The sequence below is a fragment of the Aequorivita sinensis genome (assembly GCF_006346335.1).
Classification (GTDB): Bacteria; Bacteroidota; Bacteroidia; order Flavobacteriales; family Flavobacteriaceae; genus Aequorivita; species Aequorivita sinensis.
The window spans coordinates 497,929-515,695 of record NZ_VDMC01000001.1 but is presented as its reverse complement, the minus strand read 5'-3'; the positions used below and the strand labels follow the sequence as shown (position 1 = coordinate 515,695).

19 protein-coding genes are annotated in these 17,767 nt (G+C 35.8%); 4 read left to right on the top strand and 15 right to left on the bottom strand.

All coding sequences use genetic code 11. From position 1 onward, the window contains the following. Nucleotides 1-51: 51 nt before the first annotated feature. Nucleotides 52-1,059, bottom strand: a complete 1,008-nt coding sequence (gene fbp / locus FHP04_RS02365; protein ID WP_139854228.1) for a class 1 fructose-bisphosphatase — start codon at nucleotides 1,057-1,059, stop codon at nucleotides 52-54. 112 nt (nucleotides 1,060-1,171) lie between these two features. On the opposite strand from fbp, the gene FHP04_RS02360 reads away from it, so the two are divergent. The 3 genes from FHP04_RS02360 to FHP04_RS02350 are packed head-to-tail and all read left to right on the top strand — an operon-like array spanning nucleotide 1,172 to nucleotide 4,858. Next, a complete protein-coding gene (locus FHP04_RS02360) occupies nucleotides 1,172-1,642 on the top strand; it encodes a GNAT family N-acetyltransferase (RefSeq protein ID WP_139854227.1) in 471 nt (156 codons plus the stop codon). 58 nt (nucleotides 1,643-1,700) lie between these two features. Then, nucleotides 1,701-2,960, top strand: a complete 1,260-nt coding sequence (locus FHP04_RS02355; RefSeq protein ID WP_139854226.1) for an aspartate kinase — start codon at nucleotides 1,701-1,703, stop codon at nucleotides 2,958-2,960. 50 nt (nucleotides 2,961-3,010) lie between these two features. Beyond that, the gene (locus FHP04_RS02350) at nucleotides 3,011-4,858 is read left to right on the top strand and encodes a GNAT family N-acyltransferase (RefSeq protein ID WP_139854225.1); all 1,848 of its coding nucleotides are present in this window, start codon (nucleotides 3,011-3,013) and stop codon (nucleotides 4,856-4,858) included. Between the two features lies 1 nt (nucleotide 4,859). On the opposite strand, the gene FHP04_RS02345 is transcribed toward FHP04_RS02350, so the two are convergent. The 14 genes from FHP04_RS02345 to porW form a co-directional block, all read right to left on the bottom strand. Further along, nucleotides 4,860-5,246 carry a VOC family protein gene (locus tag FHP04_RS02345; RefSeq protein ID WP_139854224.1) on the bottom strand — a complete coding sequence of 129 codons (387 nt, stop codon included), beginning with the start codon at nucleotides 5,244-5,246 and terminating at the stop codon, nucleotides 4,860-4,862. Nucleotides 5,247-5,248: 2 nt separating this feature from the next. Continuing rightward, on the bottom strand, nucleotides 5,249-6,190 hold the full coding sequence (locus FHP04_RS02340; RefSeq protein WP_139854223.1) for a 2-hydroxyacid dehydrogenase: 942 nt from the start codon (nucleotides 6,188-6,190) through the stop codon (nucleotides 5,249-5,251). Between the two features lie 159 nt (nucleotides 6,191-6,349). Next, nucleotides 6,350-6,793: a hypothetical protein gene (locus FHP04_RS02335; RefSeq protein WP_139854222.1), complete on the bottom strand. Its 444-nt coding sequence runs from the start codon at nucleotides 6,791-6,793 to the stop codon at nucleotides 6,350-6,352. A gap of 272 nt (nucleotides 6,794-7,065) precedes the next feature. Continuing rightward, a complete protein-coding gene (atpG, locus tag FHP04_RS02330; RefSeq protein ID WP_139854221.1) occupies nucleotides 7,066-7,941 on the bottom strand; it encodes an ATP synthase F1 subunit gamma in 876 nt (291 codons plus the stop codon). A 29-nt stretch (nucleotides 7,942-7,970) separates the two neighbouring features. Continuing rightward, nucleotides 7,971-8,315, bottom strand: coding sequence for a four helix bundle protein (locus FHP04_RS02325; protein WP_139854220.1), 345 nt, complete (start codon nucleotides 8,313-8,315; stop codon nucleotides 7,971-7,973). Nucleotides 8,316-8,390: 75 nt separating this feature from the next. After that, complete coding sequence (gene atpA, locus FHP04_RS02320; RefSeq protein WP_139854219.1) at nucleotides 8,391-9,971, bottom strand: F0F1 ATP synthase subunit alpha; 1,581 nt, start codon at nucleotides 9,969-9,971, stop codon at nucleotides 8,391-8,393. Nucleotides 9,972-10,039: 68 nt separating this feature from the next. Beyond that, nucleotides 10,040-10,576, bottom strand: a complete 537-nt coding sequence (atpH, locus tag FHP04_RS02315) for an ATP synthase F1 subunit delta (RefSeq protein ID WP_139854218.1) — start codon at nucleotides 10,574-10,576, stop codon at nucleotides 10,040-10,042. Nucleotides 10,577-10,582: 6 nt separating this feature from the next. Beyond that, entirely contained in the window at nucleotides 10,583-11,083 is a 501-nt protein-coding gene (locus tag FHP04_RS02310) for a F0F1 ATP synthase subunit B (protein ID WP_139854217.1), read from the bottom strand. A 104-nt stretch (nucleotides 11,084-11,187) separates the two neighbouring features. After that, the gene (gene atpE / locus FHP04_RS02305) at nucleotides 11,188-11,379 is read right to left on the bottom strand and encodes an ATP synthase F0 subunit C (protein ID WP_139854429.1); all 192 of its coding nucleotides are present in this window, start codon (nucleotides 11,377-11,379) and stop codon (nucleotides 11,188-11,190) included. 58 nt (nucleotides 11,380-11,437) lie between these two features. Further along, complete coding sequence (gene atpB / locus FHP04_RS02300) at nucleotides 11,438-12,628, bottom strand: F0F1 ATP synthase subunit A (protein WP_139854216.1); 1,191 nt, start codon at nucleotides 12,626-12,628, stop codon at nucleotides 11,438-11,440. Between the two features lie 92 nt (nucleotides 12,629-12,720). After that, nucleotides 12,721-13,116: a DUF6168 family protein gene (locus tag FHP04_RS02295; protein WP_139854215.1), complete on the bottom strand. Its 396-nt coding sequence runs from the start codon at nucleotides 13,114-13,116 to the stop codon at nucleotides 12,721-12,723. After that, the gene (locus FHP04_RS02290; protein ID WP_139854214.1) at nucleotides 13,117-13,326 is read right to left on the bottom strand and encodes an AtpZ/AtpI family protein; all 210 of its coding nucleotides are present in this window, start codon (nucleotides 13,324-13,326) and stop codon (nucleotides 13,117-13,119) included. A 15-nt stretch (nucleotides 13,327-13,341) separates the two neighbouring features. Beyond that, the gene (locus tag FHP04_RS02285; protein WP_139854213.1) at nucleotides 13,342-13,812 is read right to left on the bottom strand and encodes a bactofilin family protein; all 471 of its coding nucleotides are present in this window, start codon (nucleotides 13,810-13,812) and stop codon (nucleotides 13,342-13,344) included. 51 nt (nucleotides 13,813-13,863) lie between these two features. After that, nucleotides 13,864-16,407 carry a type IX secretion system periplasmic lipoprotein PorW/SprE gene (gene porW, locus FHP04_RS02280; RefSeq protein ID WP_139854212.1) on the bottom strand — a complete coding sequence of 848 codons (2,544 nt, stop codon included), beginning with the start codon at nucleotides 16,405-16,407 and terminating at the stop codon, nucleotides 13,864-13,866. A gap of 191 nt (nucleotides 16,408-16,598) precedes the next feature. On the opposite strand from porW, the gene FHP04_RS02275 reads away from it, so the two are divergent. After that, a complete protein-coding gene (locus FHP04_RS02275; RefSeq protein ID WP_139854211.1) occupies nucleotides 16,599-17,639 on the top strand; it encodes a ferredoxin--NADP reductase in 1,041 nt (346 codons plus the stop codon). Nucleotides 17,640-17,767 lie beyond the last annotated feature (128 nt).

The following is a 17,767-nucleotide window of genomic DNA, read 5'->3' as shown; positions in this document are numbered from 1 at the left end:
TCTATTTTAAGATATAAAAAAGCCCGAAACAATAGTTTCGGGCTTTTTATTTTATTTTGAGTTTTTCATAAACTCTTCAGCTTTTTCAACCATATCGGTGTTTCCACAAATAAATGGAACGCGTTGATGTAAGCTTTTTGGTTCTATTTCTAATATACGTTGAAAACCATCACTAGCTTTTCCTCCCGCCTGTTCAGCAATCATAGCTATTGGATTACATTCGTATAAAAGTCTAAGTTTCCCCTTCGGATCTTTAGAAGTACTTGGATAGATATAAATCCCTCCTTTTATCATATTCCTATGGAAATCTGATACTAACGAACCTATATAACGTGAAGTATATGGGCGATCTTCTTCTTCCTTTTGGCAATATTTAATGTAGTCTTTAATTCCCTGTGGGAAGTGTACGTAATTACCTTCATTTACCGAATATATATGTCCCTCTTTAGGAAACTTCATATTTGGGTGAGATAAGTAATATGTTCCGATGGCTGGGTTTAAGGTAAAACCATTTACACCGTGACCTGTTGTATATACAATCATAGTTGAAGTTCCGTAAACGATATATCCAGCAGCAACTTGATTGATTCCCGGTTGAAGAAAGTCTTCAATAGTTACAGGAGTTCCTGTAGGAGTTACTCTTCTAAAAATGGAGAAGATAGTTCCAACCGAAACGTTTACATCAATATTTGAAGAACCATCTAAAGGATCCATCAAAACAACGTATTTATTATCGTTTTTTTCGTTTCTGCCTTTAATTGTAATAAAGTCGTCTTCTTCTTCACTTGCAATCCCGCAAACTATTTCGCGATTTGTAAGTGTGTTTATAAAAACTTCGTTTGCAAAAACATCTAATTTCTGCTGATCTTCACCTTGTACATTATGATTTCCTGCAGTACCTAATATGTCTACTAATCCGGCCTTATTAACTTTGTGGTTTACCACTTTAGCCGCCAAACGGATTGAATTTATGAGTCGTGAAAGCTCACCTGAGGAATACTTGAATTCTTCTTGATTTTCAATTATAAATTCGCCAAGAGATTGATTTATTTTTGCCATTGTGATGTAGGGGTTCCTGAATTTCACGCAAATATCGGGATTTTTAAGAAATTGAACCGATATTTGCAAGAAGAAACTTAACTCGATTTTGAAAACGAGTAAAATAACGTGAATGGAGGTTAGAAAAGCGAATAAAATGGATATGCCACAGGTTCTAGAACTTATTAAAGAACTTGCGGTTTTTGAAAATGAACCAGATGCTGTTGAAATTTCGGTTGAAGTTTTAGAGATTAATGGTTTTGGCGAAAATCCACTGTTTACTTGTTTTGTTGCAGAAATTGATAATGTAGTGGTTGGAGCAGCGTTAATTTATTACCGTTTTTCCACTTGGAAGGGACGCACGCTTCACCTAGAAGATTTAATTGTAAAAGAAAAACATCGCGGCAAAGGTATTGGGGAGGCTCTTTATACCGAAGTTATGAAATTTGCCTACAATCAAGGGTTAAAAAGGGTTGCATGGGATGTACTAGATTGGAATACTGGAGCAATTCGATTTTACGAACGCAGTGGCGCAAATATTATGAAAGAATGGCGCGTTGTACATATGGATGAAAAAGGACTAAAAGCCTTTATTGAAAAATAATGTAGTAAACACTATTTTCAGTATTCATTCGTGTTAAAGAGATTGATATAAAAAATTTATGAGAATATTCAAGTTTGGAGGAGCATCTGTAAAAGACGCAGATGGTGTAAAAAATGTTGCTGAAATACTTAAAGCTACAGAAGAAAAGAATATTGTAGTTGTGGTTTCTGCAATGGGAAAAACTACCAATTTACTTGAAAATGTAATAGCTGAATATCTAAAAAATAACACTACTACTTGTAACGAATTTGTTGCAACGTTTAAAGAGTATCACCTAGAGATAGTTAATGGATTATTTGAGAATACAAACCACCTTATATATCAAAAAATAGCTAAGTTATTTGATAAGATGGTATCCTTTTTAAAAGTAAACAAATCTAAAAATCACGCTTTCGTTTATGATCAAGTAGTAGGATACGGAGAATTAGTTTCAAGCACTATAGTTTCTGAATACCTTACAGAATTTGGATTAAAAAACGAATTAATAGACGTTCGCAAATGCATAATTACCGATGACAACTATCGAGATGCTAGTGTAGATTGGAAATTAACGCAGCAAAAAATATCAAGAAAAGTAAATACTTCGGGACTTAGTGTAACTCAAGGTTTTTTAGGTTCAGAAAACACAAACAACTTCACCACTACTCTAGGTCGAGAAGGGAGTGATTACACTGCTGCAATTTTTGCCTATTGCTTAAATGCAGAAAGTGTAACTATTTGGAAGGATGTTCCAGGAGTTTTAAATGCAGACCCGCGATATTTTACAAAAACATTACTCTTAAATCGCATTAGTTATCGTGAAGCTATAGAGCTTGCATTTTACGGGGCATCGGTAATACATCCTAAAACCTTACAGCCACTGCAGCGCAAAGAAATTCCACTTTTTGTAAAGTCCTTTCTAAATCCTACAGCTCCGGGAACTTGTGTTGGGAAAGGAGACAGAATAGATCCAGAAACTTCTTGCTTCATATTAAAGAAGGACTTAGTGCTAATTTCCTTATCATCGTTAGATTTTTCATTTATGATGGAAGACAACATTGGCGATGTGTTTAAATGGCTTCATACCTATAAAATGAAAGTAGAGCTAATTCAAAATTCTGCTATAAGTTTTTCGGTTTGTGTGAACGATAAATTCGGTAATTTAGAAATTCTATTAGCAAAATTGCGAGAAAAATTCCGTGTGAAATGGAATGAGAACGTCACACTATACACAATTAGGCATTTTAACCCAACTGAGGTTAAGGCACTTGCTGAAAATAAAAACGTACTTTTAAAACAAGAAAGCAAAGAAACGGTGCAATTGGTAATTAAGGAGTAGTATCAATCGGTTTCGCTATATTTGTTGGATATAAACAGCTAAAATATTTCATGGGATTAGTCAACGCAAAGGAAGTTGCAAAAGCAATAAACGTAGATAAATTCGGCTTTCTAGGCACATTTATGGGCTGGTCTTTAATGAAGATTTTAAACATTACCACGCTGAATAAAATTTACGATAGAAACAAGCATCTCCAGGATCTTGAATTTGTAAATGCACTGCTTGAAGAGTTTGAAATAAAATTCGAAATTCCCGAAGAAGATCTTCGTAGAATCCCTAAAACAGGGGCTTTTATAACCATTTCCAACCATCCATTAGGTGGGATCGACGGGATTCTTCTGTTAAAATTACTGTTAGAACACCGCCCCGATTTTAAAATTATTGCCAACTTTCTTTTACATAGAATCGAGCCTCTAAAGCCCTATGTAATGCCTGTAAATCCTTTTGAAGATAGAAAGGATGTAAAGTCTAGTGTTGCAGGTTTTAAAGCAGCTATTACACATCTACGAGAAGGTAATCCGCTAGGAATTTTTCCTGCCGGAGAGGTTTCGACCTATAGAGAAGAAAAACTTTTGGTTGATAAGCCTTGGGAAGAAGCTGCGATGAAATTGGTTAAAAAAGCCGAGGTGCCGGTTGTCCCGATCTATTTTCACGCAAAAAACAGCAAGTTGTTTTACCGTATGGCTAAGATTAGTGACACCTTACGTACAGCCAAGCTTCCATCAGAACTTCTTACCCAAAAAGAGCGATTAATAAAAGTTCGAATTGGAAATCCAATTTCTGTAAACGACCAAAAAGAACACGAATCATTATCAGATTTTACCGAGTTTCTTAGGAAGAAAACCTATATGCTTTCTAATCCTTTTGAGAAGAAAAAACTGTTGGACAGCATCCCAAAAACATTAAAATTTCCAAAACCACCTAAAAAAATTGCTGGACCAATTCCGCTGCAAGCAATGGAAGCCGAAATTGAAAAACTTCGCGACAATGATAAGCGTCTTTTAGTAAGTAAAAATTATGAGGTGTTCTTAGCGCAGGCAGATTCCATTCCTTATATCTTACAGGAAATTGGACGGTTACGTGAAATTACTTTTCGCGAAGTAGGTGAAGGAACAAATAACAGTACAGACCTCGATAAGTTTGACAGCTATTATCACCATATGTTTTTATGGGATAATGACGCCCGTAAAATGGCTGGAGCCTATAGAATGGGTTTAGGTTCAGAGATATTTGCACGCTTTGGAATTGACGGTTTCTACCTACAAGATCTCTTTCGTTTTGAGCCAGAATTATATGAAATGATGAGCAAATCCATTGAAATGGGCCGTGCTTTTGTTATTAAGGAATACCAATTGCGGCCAATGCCATTGTTTTTACTTTGGAAGGGAATTGTTCATACCACCCTGCGCTATCCAGAGCACAGCTACTTGATTGGAGGAGTGAGTATTAGCAATAAGTTTTCAGAGTTTTCGAAAGGTTTGATGATAGAGTTTATGAAATCGAACTACTACGATCCATATGTGGCGCAATACATCAATCCGAAGAAAGAATACAAAGTAAAATTGAAGGATGCCGATAAAGACTTCATTTTTGATGAAAGTGAGGCGGATCTCAATAAATTCGATAAAATAATTGACGAAGTGGAGCCTGGAAGTCTTCGATTGCCAGTTCTTATTAAAAAATATATCAAGCAAAACGCCAAGGTTGTTGCATTTAACGTGGATCCTTTGTTTAACAATGCAGTGGATGGTTTAATGTATATTCGTATTGCAGATTTGCCAGAAAGCACTGTAAAACCGGTTATGGAGGAATTTCAAGCTGAGTTAGAGAAAAAGTACTCGGAAATTACTGATAATGATGCAGGTGTTGAAACAAAAGAGAAGGAGTCAAAAAATTAGGTCATAAAAAGGCACTGTCAACAGGTTCCCAAAGTTCAATTTTATTTCCTTCAGGATCTAAAATCCAACCAAATTTCCCGTACTCGAATTCTTGCATTTCACCTACAATTGTCACCCCTTCTGCTTTTAATACTTCTAAAAGTTCTTCTAAATTTTCCACGCGATAGTTGAACATAAAGTCTTTTTCGCTTGGAGAAAAATATTCGGTATCGGCTTTAAAAGGGCTCCATTGTGTAGAGCATTTGTTGCCGTTTTCATCCGTCCACCAAAAGGTACAACCGTAATTATCTGTGTTTAATCCCAAGTGGTTTTTGTACCATTCCTTCGTTTTGTCTGGGTCTTTTGTCTTAAAAAATAATCCTCCAATTCCTGTTACTCTATTCTTCATCTCTAATTTTTAAAAGTTCTAATAATTTTTTCAGCAATTACTGTAGCGAGTTTCTCCTTGCTTTCCACCGTCCAACCCGCAATATGCGGACTTAAAATTACATTGTCCATTGCAAAAAGCTCTTTCAATGAATTTGGTAGATTATCTGAATCAAAAAGTGTTTCAAAAGAGAGTTTTTCAAATTCTAATACATCCAATCCTGCACCCAAAATTTTTCCAGATTTTAATGCTGAAACTAAATCTGCGGTAATCACACTTTTTCCGCGTGCGGTGTTTATAAGCCAAAAAGACTTTGAGAAGGCATTTATAAACTCAGCATCAATCATTTTATCAGTTAAAGGGGTCCAAGGTGTATGAAGGCTTAGGACATCTGCTTGTTGCTGAAGTTCTTTTAATGAAACCTGTTTTGCATTATTATCCCCTACATTTTCTTTTATATCAAAACAAAGTACTTCGCAATCAAAACCGCTAAGTTTTCTGGAAAATGCTTTCCCCATATTGCCATAACCAATGATACCAACAGTTTTTCCGTCTAGTTCTATTCCACGATTGGCTTCTCGATTCCAAAGACCGTTTTTAACCTCCTTATCGGCCTTGTTTAAGTTATTGAATAGCGAAAGAAGCATCCCGAGTGAATGTTCGCCTACAGCGTTTCTATTGCCTTCTGGGGCGGCAATTAGCTTCACTCCGAGCTTTACTGCGTAATCGATGTCGATACTTTCTAGTCCAGCGCCAACTCGAGCAATAAATTTCAGGTTTTTGGCAGCATCGAGAAACTGCTTGTCAATGTTGAAACGGCTGCGGATTACAATACCATCATATTCTGAAATAATTTCCTCTGTATCGGCTTTAGAAATTGTGTAATTTTCTTCGTTCGTAAATCCGGCATCCTTCAACATTTTTAATAGTAAAGGATGATTGTTATCTAGGTGAAGGATTTTCATAATAGGAAGGTATTATAATTTCAAGAAGTTTTCTTTTCAGATTGGTTCATTATTGAATAGAAATTAGTGGTGTCTGGTTAAGACGTAAGACCGTCCCGATAGCTATCGGGACTGAAAGACATAAGACGTAAGACTCACTCCTTAGCAGGATATAGCTATCTATTCGTGCTGATTTGGATTAGCCTGAGGATACGGAATCATATCTCTTTGCGAAATATTTCCGATTTTATAATAATTCTTTTTTCCACCATACCAATATTCAACTACCGCCTCGTTATCTTTCAATTGAAATGGAAATTCGTCTGAAATAGTGTTTTTAGCTTCTTTCATTGGGTCTGCATCCATAATTACGTCTCGTTTAGTGTTATTTGTTAAGTATCCAACAAATTTATTAGGCGCGTTTATGTTTCCTTTGGCTTCTAGGATAGCATTTCTGAAGTAGATATTTTGAATCAATACATCGGCATCTTTTTCACTAAAAGTAAGGTGGATATTTACTCCCGAACCGCCTTCTTCTACTCCGGCTACCCAATTTTGGTAGAAGGCTTCAATTACTCTAAAAGGAGGGTCTTGAACAAGTTTTTTGCTGTTCGTATTCTTCATTCCTCCGCAGCTAGAAAGGCTAAAGAGAATGATTGGGAGGGTCAGTATTATAGTTATTTGCTTTATCATATTGGAAAATTACGAATTTTATTGAACAAAAAACCTACCAACATAATATTACATAGATAGGTTTAGGAAAAAATTAATATTTATGAACTAAAAAAGCCTTCCGATTTCGAAAGGCTTTTAAATAATTTATAATAACAAAGTTAGCTGAGTTTCCCGAATTAATACGGGATAAACCGAGGCTCGGTAACTAAGCGCAGCCGAAGCTATCCTGCCAATGCCTCTGCACCACCAACAATCTCAAGGATTTCATTGGTAATAGCTGCTTGACGTGCTTTGTTGTATTGAAGTTTTAATGAATCGCGAAGCTCGGTTGCGTTGTCGGTTGCTTTGTGCATCGCAGTCATACGTGCACCGTGTTCACTAGCAACACTATCACGAAGAGCTTTAAACAACTGAGTTTTTAAGCTTTTCGGAATTAAAGATTCAACAATTTCTTCTTTGGAAGGTTCAAAAATGTAAGCTGTTTCAGTTGTGCTTGCTGCTTCACCTTCCATTGCTTTTGGAGGTAAAATAGGTAAGAACTGCTCAGCCATTACTAACTGTGTAGCCGCGTTTTTGAAATGGTTATAAACCACTACAATTTTATCGTACTTGCCTTCAGAGAATAAATCCATTAGGTTTTGAGCAATGTCTGAAGAGTTTTCGAATGTTAAGTCATCTAAAATATTGTTGTTATTTTCGATTACCGTTCCGAATTTTTTCAGAATGTCATTCCCTTTTTTCCCAAGCGTCATAAAATCTACTTGCTTCCCAGCATACGTTTCAGCTGCCAAGTTTCTAGCTTGTTTTATGATGTTTGAGTTAAAAGCTCCCGCCAAACCACGATTACTGGTAATGGCAACCACCAAAACTTTATTTACCTCGCGTTGGTCTGAATATTTGCTTCCGCTGTCTTCTCCAAGCGTTGCACTTAAATTTTGTAAAAGTTCAGTAAGTTTTTCAGAATAAGGACGCATTGCTGTAATTGCATCCTGAGCCTTCTTCAATTTTGCAGCCGATACCATTTTCATGGCACTAGTAATCTGCATCGTTGAACTAACGGATGATATTCTGTTACGTATTTCTTTTAAATTCGCCATTTTTTCAATTATGAATTATGAATTCAGAATTATGAGTTTTTTATAATCGACACTAACAATCTCATTAATTCATCACAATCTTCGTACATTCCTTTTGGAACTGGATAGATGTTTGTTTCATCAATGATATCTAACCAATATTCCGTTTCTTCAGCTTCTTTCAAAGCAATTCCCAGTTTATTTTTAAAATCTTTGGTACTTACACTACGTTGGGATTCTCTCACGTTTGCACCTATACTCGTTCCAGATTTTAAAATTTGATTGGCTATTTCGTAATGTCGATTCGCCTTTAACTCCTCTGAATAAACAACAATTTTACAAGCAAAATAAAATGACTTGTCAACAATTGCATTATTTCGAGGCTTATACGCCATTCTATCAAATATGAATTTAGAATTCAGAATTATGAATAAATTGATAATTCATAATTCCGAATTCATAATTCTGAATTACTTTTTATATTTCGCAGACACATCGTTAGCAACAGACACCATTACGTCAATTGCTTCGTCTGTAAGCTTACCAGCTTTTAGTGCATCTAGAGTATCTCTGTGCTTTAGGTTAAGCATTTCTAGATAATCTCTTTCAAATTCTTTTACCTTTTCTACTGGTACGTTACGCATCAAGTTTTTAGAACCTGCATAAATAATTGCAATTTGATCTTCTACTGTGTAAGGATCGTTTTCAGATTGCTTTAATATCTCTACGTTACGTTTACCTTTTTCAATTACATTTAAAGTTGCAGCATCTAAGTCTGAACCGAATTTTGCGAAGGCTTCCAATTCACGGAAAGCTGCTTGATCCAGTTTTAAAGTACCTGCTACTTTTTTCATCGATTTAATCTGAGCATTACCCCCTACACGAGATACCGAAATACCCACGTTAATTGCTGGACGAACACCAGAGTTAAACAAATCACCATCAAGGAAAATCTGTCCATCTGTAATCGAAATAACGTTTGTTGGAATATAAGCAGAAACGTCACCTGCTTGTGTTTCAATAATTGGAAGTGCAGTTAATGATCCACCACCTTTTACGATTCCTTTTAATGAATCTGGAAGATCGTTCATTTCTTTTGCAATATCGTCATCAGCAATAACTTTTGCTGCACGCTCAAGTAATCTTGAGTGCAAGAAGAAAACGTCTCCAGGGTAAGCCTCACGTCCTGGTGGACGACGAAGAAGAAGCGACACCTCACGGTATGCTACCGCTTGTTTAGATAAATCATCAAATACAATCAAGGCTGGACGACCAGTATCACGGAAGTACTCACCAATTGCAGCACCTGCGAAAGGAGCATACACCTGCATTGGAGCAGGATCTGATGCGTTTGCCGCAACAATAGTTGTATAAGCCATTGCACCTTTTTCTTCTAGTACGTTTGCAATGTTTGCAACAGTAGAAGCTTTTTGTCCAACAGCAACATATATACAGTATACAGGCTCACCTGCATCATAAAATTCTTTTTGATTCAAAATGGTATCAATACATACTGTAGATTTACCAGTTTGACGGTCACCAATTACAAGCTCACGTTGACCACGGCCAACAGGAATCATTGCATCGATAGACTTAATACCTGTTTGAAGTGGCTCAGTTACCGGCTGACGATAAATAACTCCTGGTGCTTTACGCTCCAAAGGCATTTCGTAAGTTTCACCAGTTATAGGACCTTTACCATCGATAGGCTGACCTAATGTGTTTACCACACGACCAACAATACCTTCACCTACATTAAGCGATGCGATACGCTGAGTACGTTTTACTGTTGAACCTTCTTTTACTTCTTTTGAAGGACCTAAAAGTACGATACCTACGTTGTCCTCTTCAAGGTTCAATACAATACCTTCAAGACCACTTTCAAAAGCCACCAATTCACCATATTCGGCGTTTGAAAGTCCGTATGCGCGAACAATACCGTCACCTACGGTTAAAACAGTTCCTACTTCATCCAGGGAAGCAGTTGCTTCGTAACCTGTAAGTTGTTGCTTTAAAATTGCTGATACTTCAGCTGGTTTTACTTCTGCCATTTTTATCTAGGTTTTAGGTGGTAGTTTTCAGGAATGTGGCCTTAAAAACCTGCACCAGTAAATTTTAATTATATTGATTTTGAAAATTCTCTTTTTAAATTTCCTAATTGGTTTGAGATACTCGCGTTGTATTGAATATCGCCAACCTTAAGGATAAACCCACCAATTATTGCGGGATCAACCTCACTTTTTAGTGTTACTTTATCACTACCCGTTAACTCCTTTACTTTAGCCATTACATTAGCTTCAAGTTCAGAGGTAAGTGGTACTGCTGTTATAACAGTTGCGGCTTTTACACCTTGATGGTCGTTATAAATATCTATATAGCTTTTTGCCACAGCTCTTAATAATGGTGCACGTTTATTATCCACCAATACATTAATTAGAGAGTGTGTAGCTTCTGATTGACCACTGAATATTTTTAGCAAAGCTTCCTTTTTATCGTTGGCTTTTATAACAGGACTTTGAAGTACTGTTTGCAATTCGCGACTGCCTTCAATGGTTTTATACACAGATTGCATATCGCCAAAAACAACAGCCTCGGTGTTGTTCTGGTTTGCCTTCTGCAAAATTGCTTTCGCGTATCGTATAGCTGCTCTGCTCATTGAATATTAGTTTAATTTTGCGTCACTTAACATTTCATTTACAAGCTTCATTTGCTTGCCATTGTCTGAAAGTTCGCTTTTTACTACTTTTTCAGCAATTTCTAAAGATAGTGTTGCTACAGTTGCTTTCATTTCAGCAATTGCAGCTTTTTTCTCACTCTCAATAGCTCCTTGAGCTTGAGTAATCATTTTATCTGCTTCTTCTTTAGCTTCTTCTTTAGCGTCAGAGATCATTTTTGTTTTAATCTCACGAGCTTCTTTTAGCATAGCTTCACGCTCTGTACGTGCCTCCTGTAACAATCTTTCATTGTCCGCCTGAAGGTTTGCCATTTCAAGTTTTGCTTTTTCAGCAGCATCTAGTGCTCCTTGAATTCCTTCTTCTCTTTCATTTAATGAATTTAAGATAGGCTTCCAAGCAAATTTTACCATTAGTAAAATAAGCACTATTAATAAGACTGTTTGCATCATGAACAGCCCTGGAGAAAAATCGTTTAATAATGTTTCCATAATATTATTACCCTGGGGTAAAGATTTTTGTTATTAATTTTTTCTTTTAAAATTCACTTCCTGTAACCAACCGTTACAGGAAAGTGAACTTTGGTTTTTTTGGATTACTTTCCTAAGAAAAGTGCACCGAATGCTAAACCTTCTAAAAGTGCAGCAATAATAATCATCGCTGTTTGGATTTTGTTGGCAGCTTCTGGCTGACGTGCAATAGCTTCCATTGCGCTTCCACCAATCTTACCTAAACCAAGACCAGCACCAATAACGATAATACCAGCACCTACTAAATTTGGAATCATTGTTTCCATAAAAAAATGTATATAAATTAATTAAACAAAAAAATACGCTACTATACTACTATATAAAATTCTCTCTTATATCTTCTGCATCTGGAATTTCATTTCCATGTGCATCGTGCTCATGATCGTGATCGTGTTCCGCAACAGCCATACCGATAAACAACGCTGAAAGCATAGTAAAGATATAAGCCTGTAAGAACGCTACTAAAAGCTCGATAACAGAGATGAATAATGATAAAACAAAAGATAATGCTGTTGAACCAACAGGAGTTAAATCTGCTTTTAAGTTTATCATAATCGCAATTAAACTCATAAGGATAATATGTCCTGCTGAAATGTTTGCGAACAAACGCACTAAAAGTGAGAATGGTTTAATAATTAATGTTCCAACCAATTCGATTACCGCTAAGATCGGACGAATTAAAATTGGCACACCTGGCATCCAGAAAATGTGACCCCAGAAATCTTTATTACCACTAAATACATAAATGATTAACGTTAACACAGCTAGTGCTGCAGTTACTGCAATCTGTCCCGTTACGTTAAACCCAAGTGGAGTTAATCCTATTAAGTTTAGAATCCAAATGAAAAAGAACACGGTTAAAAGGTATCCTGTGAATTTTCTGTATTTCTTTTCACCGATGTTTGGTCTAGCAATTTCGTCTCTTACATAAATAACCAACGGCTCTAATACACGACCAAACCCTTTTGGAATACTTCTCTTTTTATATTGTCTTGCCAATGATGAGAACCACCATAACATTAATAGACCTACTACTAAAATACCAAAAACACTTTTTGTAATCGATAAATCTAAAGGTTTTGAAGCATTTACCGGATGATGCGCTTCGTCAAACACAAGCTCAGTTGCACCTTCCTCCAACTCATAAATCTTACTGTGGTAGTTTACAAAACGGCTTCCATTTTTCTCTACAATCACCTTACCTTCAGAGTCGTGGTGAAATTCAGACGACATAAATGTAGTAAAGCCATCGTTTCCGTAAACGATAACTGGAAGTGGAAATCCAACATGTACACGTTCACCTGCATCATTAGTATAAGATACTAAATGAAAACCATGTGAGTCTTTTAAGTGATGAAGAATATATTCTTCGATTTCACTCGGAGTACTTACTCTTCCGTCGTCTTGTTGCGCTTGTTCATTGCTCTGATTAGCAAAAACATTGATAGTCAACAAACAAGTAAGTAGTAATCCGAAAAATTTAATTGAATAAATTGATGTTTTCATTGCTTCTCTTGAAAAAATAATGCCTGTCTAATTCGGCGGCAAAAGTAGGGAATTTCTATTTAAAATACCCACAACAATTGCAAATTTATATTTTAGTTGTTTCTATTCAGAATTTTAACAATAATCAGAACCTCTAAAAAGAGAAACAGAAATATTGGAATTAACAAAGAAAGACTGTCTGTTTTTGACAACACTAATGATGAAAAAAGAATACTATTAAAGAATAGACAAAATAATCCAACTTTTATAGCCATTGCTGCTAAATACAAAAAGCCTAACTGATCTTTTAATTGCTGTGATTTCTGTGAAATAAATTCAAAAGAAGCACAAAGAATAAGCGTCGCTATACCTTGAAATAGGTAAATATTCCAAAGATTAAATGGGTGTTCTACATTAAAGTGGTTAAGAATGAAGTTGTGAATTGCAAAACCTGCAACTAAAACCAATCCACATAATAAGGTGTAATGAAGTATTTTTTTCTGAAGCATTTACTTATTTAATTTATTTACACCTCTAATTACACTAAAAATAGACAAGAAAATTGCCAAGATAGTGATTGTAGGCTCTAAAAAGTTTAATTCGAAAGTGCTGTCTAGCCATTTACCTAATAGATTTCCAAGGAAAATGGTAAGCCCCATCTGAATCCCAATACCCGAAAGGGCAATCCATCTATTATTATTCTTGTTATCGGCAGACATAACTATAAGAGAGGGTTAGTCTGATTTTGGAAGAGCAGACGCTTCCTTAATTTTTTGTTGTTTGTTAAAAAGACGAGGCTGCGAATCTCCAGGTAACTTCGGAGCGTTTAGTCCAGCTTTAGGCGTACCATCTAGCATAACACAAGATGCATTTAAAACCGCTCCTGGTTCTACAGATAGTTTTCCCACAACAATTTCACCTTCTACTAAGGCTGTAGATCGAAGCGTTAAGGTTCCTGAAACTTGAAGACTTCCTTCAAACTTTCCTTCTAAATCGGCATTTTCACAACTAAGTGTCCCTAAAATAACTCCTGTTTTACCTAAAACCACCTTTGAAGGTGTATGCACATTTCCTTCTATAGTACCATCAATTCTAAAAAAACCTGTTGAAAAGATATCTCCCTTTAGTTTTGTGCCTTCATTTATTCTGTTTTGAGCCGAACTTGGTTCAACATTATTTTTCTTGGCTTTTTTTTCTGAAAACATGGACTTAGGTTTTAATATTTATTATACTATAGAATTTCAGGTTCTAATTAACTATTGTGCGGATGCTTCTTGCTTTAAGTAATCATCCAAGTTTTTATGAATTTGTACGATTTTATAATTATCGCTAGAAATTTCAAAATACGGACGCTTCACCTTATACTCTTTATTTTCTTCTAATAATTCGGCAAAACCTTTCGCACCACCTTTAGTGTTTAATCCGTGAACGATTACAAATTTACTTTGCGGATTGTAGTAATCAATAGAAGCAGTCATATTAACATAACGGTGATTTTCTATCGCTTTATCTAACTTTTCTTTTAATTTTTCAGCAGCTTCGCCCTCAATATTTTCAAACTTATAAACTAGCTTCCAAGATTTAGCATCTTCATCTTTTCCGAAGTTTTTAAATTCTAATTGAGGCAACACACTGCTGTAAATCTGCTGAGCTTGTTTCCCTTCTGCTGTACTTGGGTAGTTAAGCGCAATAAAGTTTAAAGCTTTTTTATACACTTCAAAACCTTGCTGACGCCCCAGAGCTGTAGCTTTAAGTAATTCAAATTTTGGTACAATGTCATTTCCATTATACACCATCATATACTCATCGCATTTTTCAATTACCTCAGCGTATTTTGCAGCTTCAAATTCTTTATACAATTGCTTGTATTTAAATTCTGGGCTAGATTCGTCTGTTGGTAATTGCGAATTTGGATTGCGTAATATTTCCGCATAACGCGTATCAGCATGATTTGTTAGAATATCATTCTTATACTTTTCAGCAGCTGAAGCGTTATCTAGTTCTTCATAAATTTTAACCAAGTTATATTTAGAAGGAACCACTAACCTATCTTCAGGTTTGTTGGTAAGCAATGTCTCTAATCTATTTGCTGCAAGGTTGTACTCCTTGAATTTCTCCTTATAAATAAGCCCTAATTGGTAGTAAGCAAAGTTTCTATCTTTTGCTAAACTATCGATTACTTTTTCATCGGTTGGGATTAAAGCAATATAGGTTTCTGGCTTAAACTTTTCGTTTTCAGAAATTGGAATAACCTCAGCTTCAATGTCTTCATCAGAAATTAACGAAGAATTCTTACTAGAAAGTCTCCAGTTATCTTCAAGCTTTCTGTCACCCCAAATTTTTCTAAACTCTCCTTTTCCGTATGCTATAGTTGAAGTGTTGTAGAAATAGAAGGTGCTACCTTTGTTTGGACCGGCAGCTGTATTATCTTTTTTATAAAATTCGTTATTGGCAATTCTCTGTTCTGTTTTTACAGCTTCAATTGAATCTAGTCGAGCTTGTTCTTTTAAAGCAGTAGTATACGAAACGAAAAACGCTTCTTGTTCTGCTGGGCTCATTTTCACTAGCCTCAACACACTGTCGTTTACCGCAGCGATGTCTTCATATTTAATTACATCGTCAAGATTTTCACGCTTTTTTGTAATTCTACGCCATTGACGACTATTTTGTTCAAGGAAAGTTAGGGTACTATCGTAATACGCTCCTGCTTTTTTGTACTCGGCATCATCAAAATTAATTTCAGCTAGAGTTTGGTAGTTTACCGCTTGTAGTACTCTATCCTGATTAAACGCTTGAATCGATTTGTTGTAATACTCTACTGCTCTTTCGATGCTATCGCTATTGCGGTAATAATCTCCAAACTGATTGTAAATCTTGTCTAAAAACGGACGGTTTTCACGGTTTTCTGCTAGGTCGTTTAAAAGTGTTAAGAATGCAGTACGGTCTCCACTTTCGTAATCGAAATTCTTTCCTTTTTCAAGGTAAGCGTTAATCATATAAACACGAGAAGTTTTACGATTCATTGCAATCACCTCATCGAAAGCCATATTTGCGCTATCTTTTTCTTGCAAACGGTTGTAAAGCTGACCTTTTATAAAAGTGTATCTTCCTTTTAGCTCGTTATCCTGAACGTTATCTACAGCCATCTTCATATACTCTAGCGCTGGCTCTAATGAATCAAGATTGATAAATGCTTGCGCCATCATTGCAGCACCATCTGCTAATTCTTCTTCATTAAGATCGTCATCTCGGAACATTCTTTTTAGGTTCTCGATTGCGTACTCTTCGTTTTTTAAACGAATATTTGTTTTTGCCTTCCAAACTTTAGCAATATTTATGCTGTTGCTAGTAGGGTAACGGTCTAAGATAAAGTTGAAAGCATCTAGTGCAGGAACAAAACGTCCGTCGTAGTAACGTGCTTTTCCTAAAAGAATATAAGCCTCATCTATCTGTGGGTTATGCTCACGGCCATCGATATACATCGAGTGTTTTTGGATTGCCTTGGCAGCTTTTTCTTCTGCTCTATTAAAATCGCCACTGTTATTTTTCCCTGGGGCTTTAATTTCAGCTTCCTTAATTTCGATACGTTCTACCGGTAAAATCTCCCAAAAGTTATCGCGATAACCTGCTGCAAGTCTGTTCTTACCATCGGTAAACGCTAAATCTCCATTGTACAAGGTGTTGAACTCAGCAGTAACCGCGAGAACATTACGGTTTATAAAAGTGTTCTTTTTACGTGAACAAGCTGCAAAAAATATTACAGCTAGAGTGAATAATTTAATTTTATAAGTGCCTTTCAAAATGATTTCAGTTTTTATGGTATTCTAACTTAAAAGGTTCTTTTTTAGTATGTAGAATCGCTAAAGAGCGGTAAAAATACGTTTCTTTTTATTATCTGCTTAATGAAACCCTGAAAAAATACATCACTTTAAAGTGGTTGAAACTTTATTTAACTGATATCATTTGTACTTTTGCAAAAAAAATTACGATTATGAGCGAATTTCATGCGCTTACCGTTTCTGAGGTAAAAAAAGAAACTCCAAATTCAGTTTCAATTAGTTTTCAAATTCCAGATAATTTGAAAGGTACATTTTCTTTTAAAGCTGGACAATATATTACAATCAAATACCTAGCCGATGGCAAAGAGATACGCCGCGCTTATTCCATATGTTCTTCCCCAAAAAGTGGAACACTAAAGGTTGGGGTTAAAAAAGTTGAAAACGGACTATTTTCACAATATGCAAATTCAGTTTTAAAAGCTGGCGACACTTTGCAAGTAATGCCACCAACAGGTAAATTTACTTTGGAGCCAAATATTAAAAACTATGTTGCTTTTGCTGCTGGAAGTGGGATAACCCCAGTGTTATCGCTTATAAAATCTACTATGGAAGAAATGCCTCAAAGCACTTTCTTACTTATTTATGGCAATAAAACCGTAGAAGAAACAATGTTTTACGATGAAATAGTAGCGCTTAAAGACCAATATCCGGATAGATTTTATGTTGAATTTGTTTTCAGTAGAAAAGAAGAAGAAGGTGCTAGATTTGGAAGAATAGACCGATCTATCACAAATTATTTCTTGAAAAATAAATATGGGGAAGATATACACGAAGCCTATTATTTGTGTGGTCCTGAAGAAATGATTGACGAGGTTTCGGCTACATTGAAACACAACGGAGTAAATTCAAAACAAATCCACCACGAACTGTTTTCAACTGCAGAAAAAGGACTTTTAGTAGAAGCACACGACGGTAATACTAGCGTGGTAGTTATGCTTGATGATGAGGAAGAAACCTTTGTTATGCCACAAACGAAATCTATTCTTGAAGCGGCATTAGACGAAGGCTTAGATCCCCCATATTCTTGTCAAGGAGGAATTTGCAGTACCTGTATCGCTCGCTTAAAAGAAGGAAAAGCCGAAATGCGTAAAAATCAAATCCTTACCGATTCTGAAATTGCAGAAGGTTTAATCTTAACTTGCCAAGCACACCCTACAACAGCTAAGATTGTTGTAGATTATGATGATGTTTAAAGCTTGAAATCCCAAATTTTGAAATCCCAAATTCCAAAAAAAAGCAAGAAGATAGGGCTAAAGACTTTATTTTTTAAAATCAAAAGACCACTGAAACTTAAATCTTCATCAAGTTTTAACCAATGGAT

Excerpts from the sequence above, each read along its gene's own strand:
- fbp (WP_139854228.1), bottom strand. The coding sequence starts at position 1,059 with ATGGCAAAAATAAATCAATCTCTTGGCGAATTTATAATTGAAAATCAA.
- FHP04_RS02360 (WP_139854227.1), top strand. The coding sequence starts at position 1,172 with ATGGAGGTTAGAAAAGCGAATAAAATGGATATGCCACAGGTTCTAGAA.
- FHP04_RS02355 (WP_139854226.1), top strand. The coding sequence starts at position 1,701 with ATGAGAATATTCAAGTTTGGAGGAGCATCTGTAAAAGACGCAGATGGT.
- FHP04_RS02350 (WP_139854225.1), top strand. The coding sequence starts at position 3,011 with ATGGGATTAGTCAACGCAAAGGAAGTTGCAAAAGCAATAAACGTAGAT.
- FHP04_RS02345 (WP_139854224.1), bottom strand. The coding sequence starts at position 5,246 with ATGAAGAATAGAGTAACAGGAATTGGAGGATTATTTTTTAAGACAAAA.
- FHP04_RS02340 (WP_139854223.1), bottom strand. The coding sequence starts at position 6,190 with ATGAAAATCCTTCACCTAGATAACAATCATCCTTTACTATTAAAAATG.
- FHP04_RS02335 (WP_139854222.1), bottom strand. The coding sequence starts at position 6,793 with ATGAAGAATACGAACAGCAAAAAACTTGTTCAAGACCCTCCTTTTAGA.
- atpG (WP_139854221.1), bottom strand. The coding sequence starts at position 7,941 with ATGGCGAATTTAAAAGAAATACGTAACAGAATATCATCCGTTAGTTCA.
- FHP04_RS02325 (WP_139854220.1), bottom strand. The coding sequence starts at position 8,315 with ATGGCGTATAAGCCTCGAAATAATGCAATTGTTGACAAGTCATTTTAT.
- atpA (WP_139854219.1), bottom strand. The coding sequence starts at position 9,971 with ATGGCAGAAGTAAAACCAGCTGAAGTATCAGCAATTTTAAAGCAACAA.
- atpH (WP_139854218.1), bottom strand. The coding sequence starts at position 10,576 with ATGAGCAGAGCAGCTATACGATACGCGAAAGCAATTTTGCAGAAGGCA.
- FHP04_RS02310 (WP_139854217.1), bottom strand. The coding sequence starts at position 11,083 with ATGGAAACATTATTAAACGATTTTTCTCCAGGGCTGTTCATGATGCAA.
- atpE (WP_139854429.1), bottom strand. The coding sequence starts at position 11,379 with ATGATTCCAAATTTAGTAGGTGCTGGTATTATCGTTATTGGTGCTGGT.
- atpB (WP_139854216.1), bottom strand. The coding sequence starts at position 12,628 with ATGAAAACATCAATTTATTCAATTAAATTTTTCGGATTACTACTTACT.
- FHP04_RS02295 (WP_139854215.1), bottom strand. The coding sequence starts at position 13,116 with ATGCTTCAGAAAAAAATACTTCATTACACCTTATTATGTGGATTGGTT.
- FHP04_RS02290 (WP_139854214.1), bottom strand. The coding sequence starts at position 13,326 with ATGTCTGCCGATAACAAGAATAATAATAGATGGATTGCCCTTTCGGGT.
- FHP04_RS02285 (WP_139854213.1), bottom strand. The coding sequence starts at position 13,812 with ATGTTTTCAGAAAAAAAAGCCAAGAAAAATAATGTTGAACCAAGTTCG.
- FHP04_RS02275 (WP_139854211.1), top strand. The coding sequence starts at position 16,599 with ATGAGCGAATTTCATGCGCTTACCGTTTCTGAGGTAAAAAAAGAAACT.